This is a genomic window from Pseudomonas gozinkensis (genome assembly GCF_014863585.1).
Lineage (GTDB): Bacteria > Pseudomonadota > Gammaproteobacteria > Pseudomonadales > Pseudomonadaceae > Aquipseudomonas > Aquipseudomonas gozinkensis.
The window spans coordinates 5,207,147-5,226,857 of record NZ_CP062253.1; the positions used below are offsets into that span (position 1 = coordinate 5,207,147).

Sequence of the window (19,711 nt, forward strand, 5' to 3'; positions counted from 1 at the left end):
CCGGGCTGATGCCCCGGGGCGTTTCCCGCTCTGGATATGTCATGTCATCAAGCGTTGTACGCCCTGCCCCTCGCCCGCTGAATGTCTGGTTGTGCCTGGGCATTCCAGCCGTGGCGGCCGTCATTCTGGTTCTGTTGGAGCTGACCGATCTGGACATGGATCTGGCCCGGCTCTTCTATGACCCGGCTGCCGGCGACTTCATCGGCCGCCACAGTTACTTCCTGGAAAACATCCTCCACGACCGCGCCAAACAAGTAGTGATCGCCTTTTCGGTGTTTGCCATCCTCGGGTTCATCGGTGCGTTTTTCATCGACCGGCTCAAACCGTTCAAGCGTGAGCTGGGTTGCCTGGTGTTGTCGCTGGGTCTGGCCACTTCTTTCGTCACGCCGGTGAAAGCCGTGACGGCAGTGCAATGCCCCTGGAGCCTGGAACAGTTCGGCGGCCACGAAACCTACAGCAAACTGCTGGATCATCGCCCGCCGACCGACAAGCCTGGCCGTTGCTGGCCGGGTGGTCATGCGGCCACCGGTTTTACCTTGTTTGCGCTGTTCTTCGTGCTGCGTGACCGTCGCCCACGGCTGGCCCGTCAGGCGTTCATCTTTGCCTTCGCGCTGGGTTCGGTGTTCTCGATCAGCCGAATGATGCAGGGCGCGCACTTCTTCTCACACAACGTGTGGACGGCGATCTTTTGCTGGCTGATCTGTCTGGGGTCGTATTACTTCGTGTTGTATCGACCGGCATTGAAAAGCCAGGCCATTGTGAAAGCACAGCCTATCGGTGTCTGAACTGACGCTGGATTGAACGCAATAAAAAACCCCGCTGGCTTGCGCCGGCGGGGTTTTTCGTTACAGGGGTAAGGCTGGCTTACATCATGCCGCCCATGCCCCCCATGCCGCCCATGTCTGGCATACCGCCGCCAGCTGCACCTTCTTTCTTCGGTGCGTCAGCAACGGCAGCTTCGGTGGTCAGGATCAGACCGCCGATCGACGATGCAGCTTGCAGAGCGGAACGAGTTACCTTGGTTGGGTCCAGGATGCCCATTTCGATCATGTCGCCGTACTCGCCAGTCGCAGCGTTGTAACCGAAGTTACCTTTGCCGTTCTTGACTTCGTTGACCACAACGCTTGGCTCGTCGCCGCTGTTGGCAGCGATCTGACGCAGCGGAGCTTCAACAGCGCGACGCAGAACAGCGATACCTACGTCCTGGTCAGCGTTATCGCCTTTCAGGTTGACGATAGCGTTCAGAGCGCGGATCAGCGCAACGCCGCCGCCAGGTACCACGCCTTCTTCAACGGCTGCACGGGTAGCGTGCAGGGCGTCTTCAACGCGGGCTTTCTTCTCTTTCATTTCAACTTCGGAACCGGCGCCAACCTTGATCACTGCAACGCCGCCAGACAGCTTGGCCAGACGCTCTTGCAGTTTTTCACGGTCGTAGTCCGAGGAAGTTTCGGCAACCTGAGCACGGATCTGAGCGATACGCGCCTGGATGTCGCCTTCAACGCCAGCACCGTCAACGATGATGGTGTTTTCCTTGGACAGGGTCACGCGCTTGGCGCTACCCAGGTGTTCCAGGGTGGTGCTTTCCAGGCTCAGGCCGATCTCTTCGGAGATAACGGTACCGCCGGTCAGTACGGCGATGTCCTGCAGCATGGCCTTGCGACGGTCGCCGAAGCCTGGAGCCTTGACGGCTGCGACTTTAACGATGCCACGCATGTTGTTCACAACCAGAGTCGCCAGGGCTTCGCCTTCAACGTCTTCGGCAACGATCAGCAGTGGACGGCCGGCTTTGGCAACGGCTTCCAGTACTGGCAGCATTTCGCGGATGTTCGAGATTTTCTTGTCGACCAGCAGGATCAGCGCGCCTTCCAGCTCGGCAACCATGGTCTCTGGCTTGTTGACGAAGTACGGGGACAGGTAGCCACGGTCGAACTGCATGCCTTCTACAACCGACAGTTCGTTTTCCAGGCCCGAGCCTTCTTCAACGGTGATCACGCCTTCTTTACCGACTTTTTCCATGGCTTCGGCAATGATGTCACCGATGGAGTTGTCGGAGTTGGCGGAGATGGTGCCAACCTGAGCGATCGCTTTAGTGTCGGTGCATGGCGCGGACAGTTTTTTCAGCTCGGCAACAACAGCGATGGTCGCTTTGTCGATACCGCGCTTCAGGTCCATCGGGTTCATGCCGGCAGCGACGGCTTTCAGGCCTTCGTTGACGATCGACTGAGCCAGAACGGTAGCGGTGGTAGTACCGTCACCAGCGTCATCGTTGGCACGGGAGGCAACGTCTTTGACCAGCTGCGCGCCCATGTTTTCGAAACGGTCTTCGAGTTCGATTTCCTTGGCGACGGAAACGCCGTCCTTGGTGATGGTCGGAGCGCCGAAGCTCTTCTCGAGAATCACGTTACGGCCTTTCGGGCCCAGGGTCGCTTTTACCGCGTCAGCCAGGACGTTTACGCCAACCAGCATTTTCTTGCGGGCGGAATCGCCGAATTTAACTTCTTTAGCAGCCATGATCGATATTCCTTAAATACTTTGTAGTAGCGGGAAAATGAGCGGGAAATCAGCCTTCCAGTACAGCGAGAATCTCGTTCTCAGCCATTACCAGCAGGTCTTCGCCGTCGACTTTCACAGTGTTGCTGCCGGAGTAAGGACCGAACACAACCTTGTCGCCGACTTTAACGGCCAGCGCACGCACTTCACCGTTTTCCAGAGTCTTGCCTGGGCCTGCAGCGACGATCACACCGTGGTTGGCTTTTTCAGCAGCCGAACCTGGCAGGACGATACCGCCAGCGGTTTTCTTTTCTTCTTCGCTGCGACGGATAACGACGCGGTCATGCAGAGGACGAAGCTTCATTGTCGATCTCTCCTAATTGTGGTTTTCATCGGCCGGTGTAGTCCCGGCGGGTTTAACGAATCCGGCCTGCGCCGGTTGCGGCTCGTCGAGCGAACCGCGGAAGTCTGTCCGACTCAAAATGTCGGAAACCTTTCGGTGACCGATACATAAGGGCGCATAAGCTTATTACAAGGGCGGGGGCTAAAAAATTTTCACGCAGGCTGCATGAATTAGCCCCACAAACGAACACGGCACCCGAAGGTGCCGTGTCGATGCAGAAGTTACTTGGTGTCGCGGTGTTCGAATTCGCCTTCGATCACATCACCTTCGCGACCCAGCGGCTGGCGCGGTGCAGGACCGCCGCGAGGTTGCAGGTCATCGGCGAACGCTCGCTGGCGCATGGCCTGCTCTTCGGCGCGCTGGCGCATCTTGTTGGCGACCAGTCGACGACTGAACGGCAACAGCAGCACCAGACCGACCACATCGCTGATGAAGCCCGGCAGGATCAACAGGCCACCGGCCAGGGCCAGCATCAGGCCTTCGAGCATGGTTTGCGCAGGCAGTTCGCCGCGGTTCAGGCTTTCACGGGCACGGAGTGCGGTGGCCAGCCCGGCGACGCGCAGCACGAACACGCCGAACATCGAGCCGAGAATGATCAGCAGCAGGGCCGGGAAAAATCCGATCGATCCTGCCACTTTGACGAATACGAACAGCTCCAGCACCGGGAACAGCAGAAAGAGCAACAAAAAAGGGCGCATCAAAGTTTCCTCAACGCAAGAAATGCCTTGCAGTAAGCCTTAGATGACGTCGCCCTTTCGTGAATTCAAGCGTCGGCCACCGCATTTTTTGGCCAGACCTCGGCGTGAGCCAAAGAAACCAAGGCCTCGCGCACTTGTATCGGCGTATGACAAGGCGCTTGAAACGGCAGCCAGTACAGCGCTTGGCCGATGCGCAGGTGCATGCCTTCGGTGTCGATTCCGGCCAGTTGCGCCGGTACGGTTTTCGGCAGGCCGGCGAGGTCGACGTAATGGGCGATGGCCTTGGCGTGGTCGCTGTTCATGTGCTCGACCATGCTGATTTCGGCCTTGCCGGCGAACGGGTTGGCCAGGGTCAGGTGATCGACCCAGTGGATCGCGCCGAAGCCGCCGATGTAGCGATGACGCACGGGTTTGAGCACCCAGAAATCGAAATCGTGAGCCTTGTGGTAATTCTGGGAATCGGGGAAATAGCGGTAGTAGCGCTCGGCGGCGGCTTCGATGGCGGCAGCGGCTTCGAGTTTTTCCGCCTCGGCCAGATAGGTCAGGCGACCAACGGCTTGCACATCGTCGGCCTCGCGCTCACCCACCAGCAGCGAGCATTTCGGATCTTTCTGCAGGTTATGGGTGTGCTGGGCGATGCGGCTGATCAGGATCAGCGGCCGGCCCTGCTCGTCCAGGCAGTAGGGAACCACGGAGCCGAACGGAAAACCGGGCATCGATTTGGAGTGGGTCGACAGCACGCCACGGTATTCCTTGAGAAGCAATTCTCGGGCATTCTTAGCCGCTTCAACGCTCAATTTATGACTCCTTAAATAGAATCCGTCGAAAAAACGGACGGGCGCATGGGATTTGTCCCACACGCCATCGGGCAGTTCTCATGTGCAACAGGCCCCTGGCCGGTGCAGATCGAGAGGCTACCTATAAGGACCACTCTGACCTGCTCTCGGGGGCATGCGAATGCAACTCAACGACAAAGTAATCATTATCACTGGCGGTTGCCAAGGCTTGGGCCGCTCGATGGCCGAGTATTTCGCAGGCAAGGGCGCGAAGCTGGCACTGGTCGACCTGAACCAGGAAAAACTCGATGATGCCGTCGCGGCCTGCAAGGCCAAGGGCGTCGAGGCACGCAGCTATCTGTGCAACGTCGCCAACGAAGAGCAGGTGACGCACATGGTTGCTCAGGTCGCCGCCGACTTCGGCGCGATCCACGGCCTGATCAACAACGCCGGGATCCTGCGCGACGGCCTGCTGCTCAAGGTCAAGGACGGCGAGATGACCAAGATGAGCCTGGCCCAGTGGCAGGCGGTGATCGACGTCAACCTGACCGGCGTGTTCCTCTGCACCCGTGAAGTGGCGGCGAAAATGGTCGAGCTGAAGAACAGCGGCGCGATCATCAACATCTCGTCGATCTCCCGCGCGGGCAACGTCGGCCAGACCAACTACTCCGCCGCCAAGGCCGGTGTGGCAGCAGCGACCGTGACCTGGGCCAAGGAACTGGCGCGCTACGGCATTCGCGTGGCGGGCATTGCTCCGGGCTTCATCGAAACCGAGATGACCCTGGGCATGAAACCCGAAGCGCTGGAGAAAATGACTTCGGGCATTCCACTCAAGCGCATGGGCAAGCCGGAAGAGATCGCCCATTCGGCGGCGTACATCTTCGAGAACGACTACTACACCGGCCGGATTCTGGAGATGGATGGCGGGTTGCGCATTTAAGGCTTACCAAAAATCACTGTGGGAGCGACGGTTCGACGCTTCGACTTGCTCGCGAATGCGTTGGATCAGACAACTGATAGGTTGAATGACACACCGCGTTCGCGAGCAAGCTCGCTCCCACAGTTTTTTTCAGCGGCGCGGCAAAATCAATCGTCGCTGATGGTGATGTTCGGCATCGCCGGCGATGCCGCTTCCTGCAACACGATCCGCGCGCCGACGTGGCGGGCCAGTTCCTGATAGACCATGGCGATCTGGCTGTCCGGCTCGGAAATCACCGTCGGCTTGCCACCATCGGCCTGTTCGCGGATCAGCATCGACAGCGGCAACGAGGCCAGCAGTTCGACGCCGAACTGGGTCGCCAGTTTCTCGCCACCGCCCTCACCGAACAGATGCTCGGCGTGCCCGCAGTTCGAGCAGATGTGCACGGCCATGTTTTCCACCACGCCCAGTACCGGGATGTTGACCTTGCGGAACATCTCCACGCCTTTGCGCGCATCGAGCAGCGCCAGATCCTGTGGCGTGGTGACGATCACGGCGCCGGCCACCGGGACTTTCTGCGCCAGGGTCAGCTGAATGTCGCCGGTGCCTGGCGGCATGTCGATCACCAGATAATCCAGGTCGCCCCAAGCGGTTTGCGTCACCAGTTGCAGCAGCGCGCCGGAGACCATCGGCCCGCGCCAGACCATCGGCGTGTTGTCGTCGGTCAGGAACGCCATCGACATCACTTCGACACCGTGGGCCTGCAGCGGCACGAACCATTTCTGATCCTTGACCTGCGGGCGGGTGCCCTCGGGAATGCCGAACATGATGCCCTGGCTCGGGCCGTAGATATCGGCATCGAGAATCCCGACCTTCGCGCCTTCACGGGCCAGTGCCAGCGCCAGGTTGGCGGCGGTGGTGGATTTGCCCACACCGCCCTTGCCCGACGCCACGGCGACCACGTTCTTCACGTTGGCCAGCCCCGGAATCTGCGCCTGGGCCTTGTGCGCGGCGATCACACTGTTGACCTCGACCCTAGCAGTCACCACACCGTCGAGGTTTTCGATGGCCAGTTGCAGCAGTTGCGCCCAGCCGCTTTTAAACAGACCGGCGGCATAGCCGATTTCCAGCTGCACATTGACACGATCACCGGTGATTTCGATGTTGCGCACGCAACCGGCGCTGACCGGATCCTGGTTCAGGTAAGGGTCGGTGTATTGGCTGAGGACGGCTTCCACCGCTGCGCGAGTGACGGCGCTCATGGGCAACTCCGATAACAAGACTGGGAAAAGATGGCGGGTATCCTACCCCTTCTGTCCTCCGGACGGCATGTCCGGCAACGATTTGCAGAGGTGAAATATCTTTCCCGGCGCTTTATAGTGGCCGACCTCCGTTTCATCAAGTAGCGAAGCCCCACATGTCCGAACCACGCAAGATTCTCGTCACCAGCGCCCTGCCCTACGCCAACGGTTCGATCCACCTTGGCCATATGCTGGAATACATCCAGACCGATATGTGGGTGCGCTTCCAGAAGCATCGCGGCAATCAGTGCATCTATGTCTGCGCCGACGACGCCCACGGTTCGGCGATCATGCTGCGCGCGGAAAAGGAAGGCATCACCCCGGAACAACTGATCGCCAACGTCCAGGCCGAACACAGCGCCGACTTTGCCGAGTTCCTGGTGGACTTCGACAACTTCCACTCCACTCACGCCGAAGAAAACCGTGAGCTGTCGAGCCAGATCTACCTGAAGCTGCGTGACGCCGGACACATCGCCCAACGTTCGATCACCCAGTATTTCGACCCGGAAAAGAAAATGTTCCTGGCCGACCGCTTCATCAAGGGCACCTGCCCGAAGTGCGGCACCGAAGACCAGTACGGCGACAACTGCGAAAAATGCGGTGCGACCTACGCGCCGACCGACCTGAAGGATCCGAAGTCGGCAATCTCCGGCGCCACCCCGGTGCTCAAGGATTCCCAGCACTTCTTCTTCAAGCTGCCGGACTTCCAGGAAATGCTGCAGGCCTGGACCCGCAGCGGCACCCTGCAGGACGCCGTCGCCAACAAGATCGCCGAATGGCTGGACGCCGGCCTGCAACAGTGGGACATCTCCCGCGATGCGCCGTACTTCGGTTTCGAGATCCCGGGCGAGCCAGGCAAATATTTCTACGTGTGGCTGGACGCGCCGATCGGCTACATGGCCAGCTTCAAGAACCTGTGCAACCGCACGCCGGAGCTGGACTTCGACGCGTTCTGGGGCAAGGACTCCTCCGCCGAGCTGTACCACTTCATCGGCAAGGACATCGTCAACTTCCACGCCCTGTTCTGGCCGGCGATGCTCGAAGGCGCGGGTTTCCGCAAGCCGACCGGGATCAACGTACACGGCTACCTGACCGTCAACGGTCAGAAGATGTCCAAGTCCCGCGGCACCTTCATCAAGGCCCGTACCTACCTGGATCACCTGTCGCCGGAATACCTGCGCTATTACTACGCGGCCAAACTGGGCCGTGGCGTGGACGACCTCGACCTGAACCTCGAAGACTTCGTGCAGAAGGTCAACTCCGACCTGGTCGGCAAAGTCGTCAACATCGCCAGCCGTTGCGCCGGTTTCATCCAGAAGGGCAACGCCGGCCTGCTGGTGGACACCAACGCCGCGCCGGAACTGACCGAAGCGTTCCTGGCCGCTGCGCCGAGCATCGCCGACGCCTATGAGGCCCGCGATTTCGCCCGTGCCATGCGCGAAACCATGGCTTTGGCCGACCGCGCCAACGCCTGGATCGCTGACAAGGCGCCATGGTCGCTGAACAAGCAGGAAGGCAAGCAGGATGAAGTCCAGGCGGTCTGCGCCACGGCGATCAACCTGTTCCGCCAGCTGGTGATCTTCCTCAAACCGGTGCTGCCAGTGCTGGCCGCCGATGCCGAGGCGTTCCTCAACGTCGCCCCGCTGACCTGGAACGACCACACCACCCTGCTGGCCAACCACCAGTTGAACGAATTCAAACCGTTGATGACCCGCATCGACCCGGTAAAAGTGCAAGCCATGACCGACGCCTCGAAAGAAGACCTGACCGCCAGCCAGACCGACACCGGCGCCGCTGCGCCGGCCGGCAAAGGCGAACTGGCCAAGGATCCGCTGTCGCCGGAAATCGACTTCGACACCTTCGCCGCCGTCGACCTGCGCGTCGCGCTGATCGTCAAGGCCGAACACGTTGAAGGTGCGGACAAGTTGCTGCGTCTGACCCTGGATATCGGTGACGAACAACGCAACGTGTTCTCGGGGATCAAGAGCGCTTACCCGGATCCGTCGAAGCTCGACGGTCGTCTGACCATGATGATCGCCAACCTCAAGCCACGGAAAATGAAGTTCGGCATCTCCGAAGGCATGGTGATGGCGGCCGGCCCTGGCGGTGAAGAAATCTACCTGCTGAGCCCGGACAGCGGCGCCAAGCCGGGTCAGCGCATCAAGTAAGGTTCTGCCCTGACTGATCCCACAGGCGTGCTCCGTGCGCCTGTGGGATTTTTCATATCTGGCCCGCGCTCCACGGCTGCCGGATAATGCCTAACCTTAAGTGACACACGCCCGTTCCTGCCGGCAGAACCATGACCGAACTCGTGCTTACGCTCTTCAGTGCTGCGCTGATCAACAACTTCGTGTTGCACTGGCCGCTGGGCGTCGATCCGCTGCTGGCGGGCGAACGCCGTCAGGTGCATGCACTAGGGCTGGCGACGTTGTGTCTGATGCTGATTGTCGGCGTGACGGGTTATGCGATCTGGCATTGGCTGCTGGTGCCGTTGCAACTGGAATTCCTGCGGCTGTTTGTGTTTCTGCCGTTGAGCGTCCTGCTGATCACGCCGTTGCTGAAGCTGTTGGCGCATTGGCGGCCCACGCTGCCATTCGACGGCTTGTGGCCGCTGCTGCTGGGCAATGCCGGTGTGCTGGGGCTGACGCTGATCAACGCGCAAACGGATAAAGGCCTGTTTCATGCGATTGCGTTGAGCCTGGGCGCCGGTCTGGGTTTCTGGCTGGTGTTGAGCCTGTTCAGCGATTTGCGTGAGCGCACGGCCGACAACGATATTCCCCTGCCCTTTCGTGGCCTGCCGATCCTGTTGATCGGCGCCGGACTGATGGCCGTGGCTTTTCTCGGATTCAGTGGACTGATCAAAACATGAGTCTGATTCAACGGATCGATGCCTTGCTGCCGCAGACCCAATGCGGCAAGTGCGGCCATCCCGGATGCAAACCCTATGCTGAAGGCATCGCCGACGGCGAGCCGATCAACAAGTGCCCGCCGGGTGGCGACGAAACCATCGCGGCACTGGCCGAACTGTTGAAAATCCCGGTGCTGGAGCTGGACATCAGCCGCGGTTCGGCGCCGCCGCAAGTGGCCTACATCCGTGAGGCCGAATGTATCGGCTGCACCAAGTGCATCCAGGCCTGCCCGATCGACGCCATTGTCGGCGCGGCGAAGCTGATGCACACGGTCATCATCGACGAATGCACCGGTTGCGATCTGTGCGTGGCGCCCTGCCCGGTCGATTGCATCGAGATGCATCCGCTGCCGCCGGGCACGCTGCCGGTGGTCAGTGGTCTGGCCACAAGCCTTGAAGAACAGCAGGCCCGCGCAACCAAACGCGATCACGCCCGCCAGCGTTTCGAACGGCGCAATGCTCGCCTGCAACGCGAAGAACAGCAGAAGCAGGCCGAACGCGAGGCCCGGGCGCAGCGCGCGGCACAGGTAGAAGTCGCCGCCACCTCGCTCGATCCGGTGCAGGCGGCGCTGGAACGGGTGCGTGCGCAAAAAGCCGCCACCGCCGATGCCGCGCTGAAAAAGGCCAAGATCGACGTGGCCATGAGTCGGGCGCAGTTGAACAAGTCGCTCAAGGCATTCGGTCATCCGCCGACCTTCGATCAACAATCGCAACTGATCGTCCTGCAGCAGCAGTTCGAAGCGGCCGAACAGGCACTGGCGAAGCTGGAAAGCAGCGCGACACCTGCGCCGGTCGTGGCCGCCCCGGCAAAGGACGCCGATTTGAAAAGGGCGAAAATCCAGTTGGCGATGCGCCGCGCCGAGCTGAAAAAGGCACAAAACGCAGAGGCCCCGCCAGCCGAGATCGCCGCGCTGGAGCAAGCGCTGCGTGACGCCGAACAGGCGCTGCACAGCGCCGAAGCCGCCAGCGATCAACCGGCGCCCGAGCTTGTGCGTGTCGAGAAACGTCCGATCAACGACCAGCTTCGCCAGCTGAAAACCGAACTGGCTTACGCTCGCGCCGACCTGAACAAACTGCAACGACGCGACGGCACGCCCGCCGACATCCTCGAAAAAGCCCGTGCCCGCCTGCAAGAAGCGGAGCGGCAGGTACAAGCCCATGTCATCGATTGAGACCAGAGACGAACGCCTGCAACAGGCAATGAAGCTGGTTTTACTGGCGACATTGCCGGGATTGCTGGCGTTGTTCTGGTTTTATGGTTGGGGCGTGTTGATCAACCTGCTCCTGTCCATCGTCTCAGCCTTGAGCGTCGAAGCCACCGTGACTCATCTGCGCCGGCAACCGCTGCAAGCCACCTTGACCGATGGCAGCGCGGTGGTCAGCGCCACACTGCTGGCAATCGCCCTGCCGCCTTACTGCCCGTGGTGGCTGACGGTCACGGCGATCGCCTCGGGGCTGCTGCTGGGCAAACATCTGTACGGTGGTGTTGGCCGAAATCCGTTCAATCCGGCCATGCTCGGCTTCGCGCTGGCCATGGTGATGTTCCCGCAACCGATGACCCATTGGCCGGCCCACGGCATGGATCTGGCGGCGGCTTTTGGCCAGGTGTTCAATCTTGGCTCACAGCCGGATGGCTGGGTTCAGGCCACTGCGCTGGACAGTCTGCGCATCAATAAAAGCCTGACCATGGACGAACTGTTTGCCGGCAATCCGGCATTCGGTCGCTTTGGCGGGCACGGCGTTGAATGGGTGAACCTGGCGTTCCTCGCCGGCGGGTTGTTGCTGTTGCAGCGTCGGGTGTTTGGCTGGCATGCGCCGGTCGGCATGCTCGCCAGCCTGTTCGTGATCAGCCTGTTGTGCTGGAACGGTTCGGGATCGGACTCCCACGGCTCGCCGCTGTTTCACCTGCTGAGCGGCGCGACCATGCTGGGGGCATTCTTCATCGTCACGGAACCGGTGTCGGGGGCCAAAAGCCCGCTCGCCCGCCTGCTGTTCGGCGCCGGCGTGGGGTTGCTGACGTATGTGATTCGCACGTGGGGCGGTTACCCGGATGGCGTGGCATTTGCGGTGCTGTTGATGAACCTGTGCGTGCCGGCGCTGGAGCGCTTCGCCATGGCCCGTCAGAGGCAGGTGGCGCCATGAACCGCACGAGCAGCCTGATCACACTGGCGTTGATTACCGCGCTGGGCATCGGCGTGACGTGGCTGGTGCAACACAGCAATGCACCGCAGATCGCCGCCGAACAGCGTCTGCTTGAAAGTCGCAAACTGCTGGACGTGCTGCCGGTCGACGCTTACGACAATCAGCCGCTTGAACAACCTCTGGCGCTGACCGACATCAACCTGAGCCACAGTCTGTTGCTGGGCGGTTATCGGGCGACCAAAGGCAGCCAGCCCGTGGCGATCCTGCTGCGCAGCCAGACCCAAGGTTATGCCGGCAATATCGAGTTGCTGATTGCCATCGATGCCAATGGCCGATTGCTTGGTGTGAAAACCCTCGAACAAAACGAAACGCCTTCGCTGGGTGGGCATATCGGCGACTGGCCGAATGGCTGGCTTCAGACCTTTACTGGAAAATCGAGCGGCCAACCGACGGACGCCGGATGGGCACTCAAAAAGGATCAGGGGCAATTCGACCAGATCGCTGGCGCAACCATTACGTCTCGCGCGACCATCAATGCCATCCACGATGCCCTGCGTTACTTCGATGAACACCGGACGACCCTGCTCGGGAGCGCGCCATGAACACGCCTGCGACTCTGTCGAACTCAATGATGCTGGTGCTGTTGATCGGTGCCACCGACTCCGTGGCGGGTGCGCTGGCGACTCTGCTGATGTTCACCGTTGTCGTGGGCGTTTACGGTTTGTGTATGGCACCGCTGCGCTCGCGCCTGAGCAGCGAGAGCCTGTTGCCGGTCAGTCTGGTGCTGGCCGCGACCCTGGCGGGCTGCGCCGATATCTTTCTGCAACGCGTTGCGCTGCAGTGGCATCAACTGTTCAGTCTTTATGCCGGGCTGATTGGCTTGCAGTGCGTCGTGATAGAGCACAATGGATTTTTTCGCCGGCCTGTCCGTAATCGACTGAAACTGTGCGGCCTGTTTGCCGTGCTGATGATTGTGCTCGCGGTGTTGCGTGAGCTGATCGGTCAGGGCAGCATCGGCCATCATCTGCCGGAACACTGGCAAGGTTTGATTCTGTTCGGCGACGGCCTGCATTTCGCGACGCTGGCTCCCGGCGCCTTCATATTGCTTGGACTGTTACTGGCCGCCCGTCAGGCCTGGACTCGCACCTGCGACCTACCCGAGGAAACGCATCACCCATGAATGCCGCAAAACGACTGGAGATCTTCCGCAGGCTTCACGAGGACAACCCCGAGCCCAAGACCGAACTGGCCTACTCCTCGCCTTTCGAATTGTTGATCGCGGTGATTCTGTCCGCACAATCCACGGACGTCGGTGTGAATAAAGCGACGGCCAAGCTGTACCCGGTGGCGAACACGCCGGCGGCCATTCATGCCCTGGGCGTCGAAGGACTGTCCGAGTACATCAAGACCATCGGCCTCTATAACAGCAAGGCCAAAAATGTGATCGAGACCTGCCGCCTGCTGGTCGAGCTGCACAATGGCGAAGTCCCGCAGACGCGCGAAGAACTGGAAGCCTTGCCCGGCGTTGGCCGCAAGACCGCCAACGTCGTGCTCAACACCGCTTTCCGCCAGTTGACCATGGCCGTGGACACCCACATCTTCCGCGTCAGCAACCGCACCGGCATTGCGCCGGGTAAAAATGTGGTCGAGGTGGAAAAGAAGCTGATGAAGTTCGTGCCAAAGGAATACCTGTTGGACTCCCACCACTGGCTGATTCTGCACGGTCGCTACGTCTGTCTGGCGCGCAAGCCGCGCTGTGGAAGCTGTCGGATCGAAGACCTGTGCGATTACAAGCACAAAACTTCTGACGATTGAGCGGCTATTGGTTTTATTGATTTATCGATTGAAAAAATCTTTTTTACCATCTGCTGGAATATCGATATAAGGAGCGCCAAAGGCCGTCTTAGCCTGGAGTTAACCTTATGACTGACAGCAAAGAACAACTGGATGTAGATGACGATTTCACCGCTGCCGAAACCGACGACACCGAACCGGTGGTTGAAGTCGCCAAGACCAATCTCAGCAAGCGCCGGACCATCGACAACCTGCTCGAGGAGCGCCGACTGCAGAAGCAATTGGCCGATTACGATTTTGATCTCTGACATTTGAAAGCCTCCCGAAACGGAGGCTTTTCCTTTTCTGTCGCACGCTGATTCCGACCCGCCCATGATCGTCAGCCACTAAACAGTCAGACAAGACCGTTTCGCTGTGCCAGTTCGATCAGATCCACCAGTGATCGCGCGTTGAGTTTCAGTAACAACCGGGTCTTGTAGGTACTCACGGTCTTGTTGCTGAGAAACATCCCATCGGCAATTTCCTTGTTGGTCTTGCCGCGCGCCAGCTGTTGCAAGACCATCATCTCTCGCCCGGACAGACGATCAACCATATCGGCCTCACTGGCATTTCCCAGGCTGGTCCGTACGGTGTGCAGCGCCTGGTTCGGAAAATAACTATACCCGGACAGCACCGCCTTGATGGCGCTCAACAACTCAGTCAGATCCTGCTGCTTGCAAACATAACCCGCCGCCTCCGATTGCATGCAGCGCATGGAGAAGTGCCCGGGTGACTGGGATGTCAGCACAAGTACTTTCAATGGCATCGCGCTTGTTGTAAGGCGCGCAATGACTTCCAGTCCATCCAGTTTCGGTATGCCGATATCCAGTATTACGATATCCGGCATCTGATCACGGGCAAGTTGTAACGCATCCACTCCATTGTCGGTTTCTGCAATGACTTCGTAGCCATGACGCTCCATCAGCATACGTACCGCAAGACGAATGACGGGGTGATCATCCACGATCAGCACTTTATTCATGGGCAAGTCCAGTTTCGCTGTTCGAATTTTTAGAACCGGCACAATAACGCAGTCATTTCACTCATGGCATGGAGAAGTTCATTCACACCGGCATCAAGAGACACCTCCTACAGCCAATAAAGATTATTCCTACAGAAAAGGACCACCGCAAAAAAGATAGCCTGGCAAGAACATAAAGCCAGCCATCAAACCGATCGCAACTCGACAATACCTTGACAAGACACTCAATAAAAAACAAACCCACCAAAAAATTAAAATCCGAAACAACATATCTATATTAATTTAACGATATTTCATATAAACACCAACTAACTAGCACTGGACTCTCTACCTGGCGCCCAGCGATACAAATCACTAACCCCCATGACGAGAACAACAACCTCATGAGCAAAGCACATGTTAAAAAACAACAGAAAGATCACCAACCCTATAAGCATCATTGCCGTATTTGCATTGATAACCGAGACCTCTGCAGCGGTTTCCCTGCCCTTTCTCGATAACGAAGAACGGAAGATCTACATTTGGCTTTTAATCAGCTTTCCTTTTTTCCTGTCGTTCCTGTTCTTCATAACTCTTAACTTCAACTATCGATCCCTTTATGCGCCTTCAGACTTTGAAAATGACAAGAATTTTTTAAAGGCATTTGAGGAAGCTGCATCCCACCTGCATGGAACAACCACACAATCCAACATAGAGTTACTCTCCGTAAAACTGCAAAAGTCGCTCACCACGCTATATATCGTTGATATCAGGGGACGAAATAGCGAATTTGAAACGGACGCACTATTGGAAAAAAGCCCACATCCCTCCAAGCATTCACTCAGAATATTCCTGTTCCTGACCCACTCGATACCGGACGTTTCATTAACAGAGAACGTCTACAAATCGTTTAAACAGGGAAAGAAAGCTGCCGGAACTACCTACTGCATTTTTTACGACGTGGATTCAATGAGTATGATTCAGGTGGAAAAAGTTTGAACACGTCGGAGAAGGCGGGCACAGCGAAAGCGGCGAAAATACGGGTCCGGATCAGCTTGAAGAAAGGAGCCCCCGAAACAAAAAGGCCTTGTCTTACGACAAGGCCTTAGTTTCACATCCGAACCGAACGGATCAGAACAGCTTGCGGCCCTTGTTGGCAGCAATGCGCATGCGCAGCGCGTTGAGCTTGATAAAGCCCGCCGCGTCGGCCTGGTTGTAAGCGCCGCCGTCTTCTTCGAAGGTCGCGATATTGGCGTCGAACAGCGAATCGTCGGACTTGCGGCCAGTCACGATCACGTTGCCCTTGTACAGCTTCAGGCGTACGACGCCGTTAACGTTGACCTGGGAAGCGTCGATCATTTGTTGCAGCATCAGACGCTCCGGGCTCCACCAGTAACCGGTGTAGATCAGGCTGGCGTATTTCGGCATCAGCTCGTCTTTCAAGTGAGCGACTTCGCGGTCCAGGGTGATCGACTCGATGGCGCGGTGAGCGCGCAGCATGATGGTGCCGCCCGGGGTTTCGTAGCAGCCACGGGACTTCATGCCGACGTAACGGTTTTCAACGATATCGAGACGGCCGATGCCATGCTCGCCACCGATCTTGTTCAGCGTTGCCAGCACGGTGGCCGGGGTCATTTCAACGCCGTCCAGCGCGACGATGTCGCCGTTGCGGTAGGTCAGTTCCAGGTACTGCGGGGTGTCAGGAGCCTTCTCCGGGGAGACGGTCCAGCGCCACATGTCTTCTTCGTGCTCGGTCCAGGTGTCTTCCAGCACGCCGCCTTCATAGGAGATGTGCAGCAGGTTGGCGTCCATCGAGTACGGGGATTTCTTCTTGCCGTGACGCTCGATCGGGATCGCGTGCTTCTCGGCGTAGTCCATCAGCTTCTCGCGGGACAGCAGGTCCCACTCGCGCCATGGAGCGATCACTTTCACGCCTGGCTTGAGTGCGTAGGCACCCAGTTCGAAACGGACCTGGTCGTTGCCTTTGCCGGTGGCACCGTGGGAAATGGCGTCGGCGCCGGTTTCGTTGGCGATTTCGATCAGACGCTTGGCGATCAGCGGACGCGCGATGGAAGTACCCAGCAGGTACTCGCCCTCGTAAACGGTGTTGGCGCGGAACATCGGGAACACGAAGTCACGCACGAATTCTTCGCGCAGGTCGTCGATGTAGATTTCTTTGACGCCCATGGCCTGCGCCTTGGCGCGAGCCGGCTCGACTTCTTCGCCCTGACCCAGGTCAGCGGTGAAGGTCACGACTTCACAGTTATAAGTATCCTGCAGCCACTTGAGGATCACCGAAGTGTCCAGGCCGCCGGAATACGCCAGAACGACCTTGTTTACGTCCGCCATGCCATCACTCCACGGGGTTCTACGGAAAGCCGAGGAGTCTACCGCTCAAACGCGATAATTTACAGAGGCGCGACAGCTTAAGACGACAAAGCGACAGAATCTGTCGAGAGGGCGACGATGACCAACGGGTCAGGAAGTCGCCGCAGCATTGGCCGGGGCGCTGGCCGTCGGTGCCGGAGCCGCCGTTGGTGCCACCCGCGCCAGATGCACATTGACCCGACGGTTCTTGGCCCGGTTGGCGGCATTGGTGTTCGGCACCAACGGGTAGCGCTCTCCATGGAAACGCACGGTGATCTGCGATTCCTGGATGCCGTTGGCCTTGAAGAAGTCGACCACTGCCAGCGCGCGGCGGCGCGACAGTTCGCGATTGGTCAGGCGATTGCCGCTGTTGTCGGAGTGGCCGTCGAGTTCGATGTGATTGACCGTCGGATCGGCCTTCATATATTCGAGCATCACTTGCAGCTTGGCCTTGGCGGCAGCGTCCAGCTCGATGCCTTCGCCGGGGAAGCCGATCTGCGACTGTTTGACCTGATCGAAATTCTGCGGCAAGAGTTTCGCCACGCAGGTCTGATAGTCGTTGAACGCCTTGCTGAACTTGACCGGCAAAAGCCGCACTTCCGACACCCGACCATCGCCCGATGCCCGGCGTACCACCGGGCTGCGACCGTCCATCAGCCCGCTGATCAACTGCCCGGCCTGGGATTGAGAACTGTTGAACAACACGTTGCCGCTGCCCAACCGGACAGTGCCCAGATTGATGTCGCCACGTCCCGGCTGCCACGGCGCGGCCGCCGCCAGCAAGGTCGCCGAACCGCCGCCGAGCATGGCGTTGTAGGCGTTCAGGCGAAAGGTCGCCTGCTCGCCGGCCTTGCGCACGAATTGCCCCGAACCGAAGTCGGTGATCGGCTGCGTCAGACGGCACTCGAACTTGTCGCCCTCGACCGTCCACTCAATGTTCTCCAGACGGGTCTGGTAGGTCAGTGCCATCGCTGGAAGGCTGGCAAACACACTGAGCAAGGCTAGATATCGCTGGCGCACGGGAGGCTCCATTGGTTTCTACAACAAAAAAGACCGAGACATACATCTTTACGGCATACCTACGGGATATCGGACGCTCGTCGCAAAACTTGATAGCGAGTGCCTGCAAGAGTCTTTTCCGGTAGCATTCGCCTCAGTTTGACCCGCCTGGAATCCCCTCATGTCCGACCGCCTGACCCTGCTGCGTCCCGACGACTGGCACATTCATCTTCGCGATGGTGCCGTGTTGACCAATACCGTTGCGGATGTCGCGCGCACCTTTGGTCGCGCCATCATCATGCCCAACCTGGTACCTCCGGTGCGCAACGCCGCTGAAGCCGACGGCTATCGCCAGCGGATTCTCGCTGCCCGCCCGGCCGGCAGTCGTTTCGAGCCGCTGATGGTGCTGTACCTCACCGACCGCACCCAGCCCGAAGAAATCCGTGAAGCCAAGGCCAGCGGTTTCGTGCATGCCGCCAAGCTGTACCCGGCCGGCGCCACCACCAACTCCGATTCCGGGGTCACCAGCATCGACAAGATTTTCCCGGCGCTGGAAGCCATGGCCGAAGTCGGCATGCCGCTGTTGATCCACGGTGAAGTCACCCGTGGCGACGTCGACGTGTTCGACCGCGAAAAAATCTTCATCGACGAGCACATGCGCCGCGTGGTCGAGCGCTTCCCGACGCTGAAAGTGGTCTTCGAACACATCACCACCGGCGACGCCGTGCAGTTCGTCAACGAGGCTTCGGCCAACGTCGGCGCGACCATCACCGCGCATCACCTGCTCTACAACCGCAACCACATGCTGGTGGGCGGGATCCGGCCGCACTTCTATTGCCTGCCGATCCTCAAGCGCAACACGCACCAGGAAGCCCTGCTCGACGCCGCCACCAGTGGCAGCGCGAAGTTCTTCCTCGGTACCGACTCGGCGCCGCACGCCCAGCACGCCAAGGAAGCCGCCTGCGGCTGCGCCGGCTGCTACACCGCGTACGCCGCCATCGAGCTGTATGCCGAAGCCTTCGAACAGCGCAATGCGCTGGACAAGCTCGAAGCGTTCGCCAGCCTCAACGGCCCGCGTTTCTACGGCCTGCCGGCCAACACCGATCGCATCACCCTGGTTCGTGACGAATGGACCGCCCCGACCAGCCTGCCTTTCGGCGAGCTGACCGTTATCCCGCTGCGCGCCGGTGAAAAACTGCGCTGGCGCCTGCTGGAGGAACACGCGTGAGTGAAGACCATTTCGACGACGAACTGGACGGTCAAGGTGGCGGCGGTTCGCGCCATCCAATGGCAGCACGCTTTCGCGGCTACCTGCCGGTTGTCGTCGACGTAGAAACCGGTGGTTTCAACTCGGCCACCGACGCTTTGCTGGAGATTGCCGCGACCACCATCGCCATGGATGAAAAGGGTTTCGTCTACCCGGATCACACCTACTTCTTCCGTGTCGAGCCGTTCGAAGGCGCCAACGTTGAAGCGGCCGCGCTGGAGTTCACCGGGATCAAGCTCGATCACCCGTTGCGCATGGCCGTCAGCGAAGAAACGGCCCTGACCGACATCTTCCGCGGCGTGCGCAAGGCCTTGAAGGCCAACGGCTGCAAGCGGGCGATTCTGGTCGGCCACAACAGCAGCTTCGACCTGGGCTTCCTGAACGCTGCCGTTGCGCGGCTGGACATGAAGCGCAACCCGTTCCACCCGTTCTCCAGCTTCGACACCGCGACCCTCGCCGGTCTGGCTTACGGCCAGACCGTATTGGCCAAGGCCTGTCAGGCAGCCGACATCGACTTCGACGGCCGTGAAGCGCACTCCGCGCGTTACGACACCGAGAAAACGGCCGAGCTGTTCTGCGGCATCGTCAACCGCTGGAAACAAATGGGCGGCTGGGAAGACTTCGACGACTGATCCTCGTCGGGTTTT

Annotated in this window: 21 protein-coding genes; 13 read left to right on the plus strand and 8 right to left on the minus strand. The window is 59.4% G+C overall.

What is annotated here, in order from left to right; translation table 11 throughout:
• Window positions 1–41 precede the first annotated feature (41 nt).
• Entirely contained in the window at window positions 42–785 is a 744-nt protein-coding gene (locus IHQ43_RS23095) for a phosphatase PAP2 family protein (RefSeq protein ID WP_192562238.1), read from the plus strand.
• Between the two features lie 79 nt (window positions 786–864).
• Here IHQ43_RS23095 and groL read toward each other — a convergent pair whose 3' ends face one another.
• From groL to IHQ43_RS23115, 4 genes are all read right to left on the minus strand, one after another.
• Window positions 865–2,511 carry a chaperonin GroEL gene (gene groL, locus IHQ43_RS23100; protein WP_192562239.1) on the minus strand — a complete coding sequence of 549 codons (1,647 nt, stop codon included), beginning with the start codon at window positions 2,509–2,511 and terminating at the stop codon, window positions 865–867.
• Between the two features lie 49 nt (window positions 2,512–2,560).
• Window positions 2,561–2,854 (minus strand): co-chaperone GroES, encoded by a 294-nt coding sequence (locus IHQ43_RS23105; protein ID WP_003227685.1) that lies wholly within the window; start codon window positions 2,852–2,854, stop codon window positions 2,561–2,563.
• Between the two features lie 260 nt (window positions 2,855–3,114).
• Window positions 3,115–3,591: an FxsA family protein gene (locus IHQ43_RS23110; RefSeq protein ID WP_007953217.1), complete on the minus strand. Its 477-nt coding sequence runs from the start codon at window positions 3,589–3,591 to the stop codon at window positions 3,115–3,117.
• A gap of 65 nt (window positions 3,592–3,656) precedes the next feature.
• Window positions 3,657–4,388 carry a HugZ family pyridoxamine 5'-phosphate oxidase gene (locus IHQ43_RS23115; protein ID WP_192562240.1) on the minus strand — a complete coding sequence of 244 codons (732 nt, stop codon included), beginning with the start codon at window positions 4,386–4,388 and terminating at the stop codon, window positions 3,657–3,659.
• 160 nt (window positions 4,389–4,548) lie between these two features.
• Here IHQ43_RS23115 and IHQ43_RS23120 point away from each other — a divergent pair, with 160 nt between their 5' ends.
• The gene (locus IHQ43_RS23120; RefSeq protein ID WP_192562241.1) at window positions 4,549–5,307 is read left to right on the plus strand and encodes an SDR family oxidoreductase; all 759 of its coding nucleotides are present in this window, start codon (window positions 4,549–4,551) and stop codon (window positions 5,305–5,307) included.
• Between the two features lie 146 nt (window positions 5,308–5,453).
• Here the strand turns inward: IHQ43_RS23120 and apbC are convergent, their stop codons facing one another.
• The gene (gene apbC, locus IHQ43_RS23125) at window positions 5,454–6,548 is read right to left on the minus strand and encodes an iron-sulfur cluster carrier protein ApbC (RefSeq protein WP_192562242.1); all 1,095 of its coding nucleotides are present in this window, start codon (window positions 6,546–6,548) and stop codon (window positions 5,454–5,456) included.
• A 155-nt stretch (window positions 6,549–6,703) separates the two neighbouring features.
• Between apbC and metG the strand changes: the two genes are divergently transcribed.
• From metG to IHQ43_RS23165, 8 genes are all read left to right on the plus strand, one after another.
• A complete protein-coding gene (gene metG / locus IHQ43_RS23130; RefSeq protein ID WP_192562243.1) occupies window positions 6,704–8,755 on the plus strand; it encodes a methionine--tRNA ligase in 2,052 nt (683 codons plus the stop codon).
• 131 nt (window positions 8,756–8,886) lie between these two features.
• Window positions 8,887–9,456, plus strand: a complete 570-nt coding sequence (locus IHQ43_RS23135) for an electron transport complex protein RnfA (protein WP_192562244.1) — start codon at window positions 8,887–8,889, stop codon at window positions 9,454–9,456.
• Complete coding sequence (gene rsxB, locus IHQ43_RS23140) at window positions 9,453–10,667, plus strand: electron transport complex subunit RsxB (protein ID WP_192562245.1); 1,215 nt, start codon at window positions 9,453–9,455, stop codon at window positions 10,665–10,667. The genes IHQ43_RS23135 and rsxB overlap by 4 nt, the downstream gene beginning before the upstream one ends.
• Window positions 10,654–11,637, plus strand: coding sequence for an RnfABCDGE type electron transport complex subunit D (locus tag IHQ43_RS23145; protein WP_192562246.1), 984 nt, complete (start codon window positions 10,654–10,656; stop codon window positions 11,635–11,637). The genes rsxB and IHQ43_RS23145 overlap by 14 nt, the downstream gene beginning before the upstream one ends.
• On the plus strand, window positions 11,634–12,239 hold the full coding sequence (locus IHQ43_RS23150) for an RnfABCDGE type electron transport complex subunit G (RefSeq protein WP_192562247.1): 606 nt from the start codon (window positions 11,634–11,636) through the stop codon (window positions 12,237–12,239). The genes IHQ43_RS23145 and IHQ43_RS23150 overlap by 4 nt, the downstream gene beginning before the upstream one ends.
• A complete protein-coding gene (locus IHQ43_RS23155; protein ID WP_192562248.1) occupies window positions 12,236–12,817 on the plus strand; it encodes an Rnf-Nqr domain containing protein in 582 nt (193 codons plus the stop codon). Before IHQ43_RS23150 ends, IHQ43_RS23155 begins: the two co-directional genes overlap by 4 nt.
• Window positions 12,814–13,452, plus strand: a complete 639-nt coding sequence (gene nth, locus IHQ43_RS23160) for an endonuclease III (RefSeq protein WP_192562249.1) — start codon at window positions 12,814–12,816, stop codon at window positions 13,450–13,452. The genes IHQ43_RS23155 and nth overlap by 4 nt, the downstream gene beginning before the upstream one ends.
• 107 nt (window positions 13,453–13,559) lie before the next feature.
• Complete coding sequence (locus IHQ43_RS23165) at window positions 13,560–13,739, plus strand: PA3496 family putative envelope integrity protein (RefSeq protein WP_192562250.1); 180 nt, start codon at window positions 13,560–13,562, stop codon at window positions 13,737–13,739.
• 86 nt (window positions 13,740–13,825) lie between these two features.
• Here the strand turns inward: IHQ43_RS23165 and IHQ43_RS23170 are convergent, their stop codons facing one another.
• Window positions 13,826–14,452, minus strand: coding sequence for a response regulator transcription factor (locus tag IHQ43_RS23170; protein WP_192562251.1), 627 nt, complete (start codon window positions 14,450–14,452; stop codon window positions 13,826–13,828).
• Between the two features lie 396 nt (window positions 14,453–14,848).
• Here IHQ43_RS23170 and IHQ43_RS23175 point away from each other — a divergent pair, with 396 nt between their 5' ends.
• A complete protein-coding gene (locus IHQ43_RS23175; RefSeq protein WP_192562252.1) occupies window positions 14,849–15,430 on the plus strand; it encodes a hypothetical protein in 582 nt (193 codons plus the stop codon).
• A gap of 132 nt (window positions 15,431–15,562) precedes the next feature.
• On the opposite strand, the gene IHQ43_RS23180 is transcribed toward IHQ43_RS23175, so the two are convergent.
• Together IHQ43_RS23180 and IHQ43_RS23185 are read right to left on the minus strand one after the other, a co-directional pair.
• A complete protein-coding gene (locus IHQ43_RS23180; protein ID WP_007953201.1) occupies window positions 15,563–16,780 on the minus strand; it encodes an argininosuccinate synthase in 1,218 nt (405 codons plus the stop codon).
• A 129-nt stretch (window positions 16,781–16,909) separates the two neighbouring features.
• On the minus strand, window positions 16,910–17,818 hold the full coding sequence (locus IHQ43_RS23185; RefSeq protein WP_192562253.1) for a flagellar protein MotY: 909 nt from the start codon (window positions 17,816–17,818) through the stop codon (window positions 16,910–16,912).
• A 160-nt stretch (window positions 17,819–17,978) separates the two neighbouring features.
• Between IHQ43_RS23185 and pyrC the strand changes: the two genes are divergently transcribed.
• Entirely contained in the window at window positions 17,979–19,025 is a 1,047-nt protein-coding gene (pyrC, locus tag IHQ43_RS23190) for a dihydroorotase (protein ID WP_039765844.1), read from the plus strand.
• Entirely contained in the window at window positions 19,022–19,696 is a 675-nt protein-coding gene (gene rnt / locus IHQ43_RS23195) for a ribonuclease T (protein ID WP_007953196.1), read from the plus strand. Before pyrC ends, rnt begins: the two co-directional genes overlap by 4 nt.
• Window positions 19,697–19,711: the final 15 nt, after the last annotated feature.

Coding starts and splice junctions, on each gene's coding strand:
- IHQ43_RS23095 (WP_192562238.1), top strand. CDS start 42: ATGTCATCAAGCGTTGTACGCCCTGCCCCTCGCCCGCTGAATGTCTGG.
- groL (WP_192562239.1), bottom strand. CDS start 2,511: ATGGCTGCTAAAGAAGTTAAATTCGGCGATTCCGCCCGCAAGAAAATG.
- IHQ43_RS23105 (WP_003227685.1), bottom strand. CDS start 2,854: ATGAAGCTTCGTCCTCTGCATGACCGCGTCGTTATCCGTCGCAGCGAA.
- IHQ43_RS23110 (WP_007953217.1), bottom strand. CDS start 3,591: ATGCGCCCTTTTTTGTTGCTCTTTCTGCTGTTCCCGGTGCTGGAGCTG.
- IHQ43_RS23120 (WP_192562241.1), top strand. CDS start 4,549: ATGCAACTCAACGACAAAGTAATCATTATCACTGGCGGTTGCCAAGGC.
- apbC (WP_192562242.1), bottom strand. CDS start 6,548: ATGAGCGCCGTCACTCGCGCAGCGGTGGAAGCCGTCCTCAGCCAATAC.
- metG (WP_192562243.1), top strand. CDS start 6,704: ATGTCCGAACCACGCAAGATTCTCGTCACCAGCGCCCTGCCCTACGCC.
- IHQ43_RS23135 (WP_192562244.1), top strand. CDS start 8,887: ATGACCGAACTCGTGCTTACGCTCTTCAGTGCTGCGCTGATCAACAAC.
- rsxB (WP_192562245.1), top strand. CDS start 9,453: ATGAGTCTGATTCAACGGATCGATGCCTTGCTGCCGCAGACCCAATGC.
- IHQ43_RS23145 (WP_192562246.1), top strand. CDS start 10,654: ATGTCATCGATTGAGACCAGAGACGAACGCCTGCAACAGGCAATGAAG.
- IHQ43_RS23150 (WP_192562247.1), top strand. CDS start 11,634: ATGAACCGCACGAGCAGCCTGATCACACTGGCGTTGATTACCGCGCTG.
- IHQ43_RS23155 (WP_192562248.1), top strand. CDS start 12,236: ATGAACACGCCTGCGACTCTGTCGAACTCAATGATGCTGGTGCTGTTG.
- nth (WP_192562249.1), top strand. CDS start 12,814: ATGAATGCCGCAAAACGACTGGAGATCTTCCGCAGGCTTCACGAGGAC.
- IHQ43_RS23165 (WP_192562250.1), top strand. CDS start 13,560: ATGACTGACAGCAAAGAACAACTGGATGTAGATGACGATTTCACCGCT.
- IHQ43_RS23170 (WP_192562251.1), bottom strand. CDS start 14,452: ATGAATAAAGTGCTGATCGTGGATGATCACCCCGTCATTCGTCTTGCG.
- IHQ43_RS23175 (WP_192562252.1), top strand. CDS start 14,849: ATGTTAAAAAACAACAGAAAGATCACCAACCCTATAAGCATCATTGCC.
- IHQ43_RS23180 (WP_007953201.1), bottom strand. CDS start 16,780: ATGGCGGACGTAAACAAGGTCGTTCTGGCGTATTCCGGCGGCCTGGAC.
- pyrC (WP_039765844.1), top strand. CDS start 17,979: ATGTCCGACCGCCTGACCCTGCTGCGTCCCGACGACTGGCACATTCAT.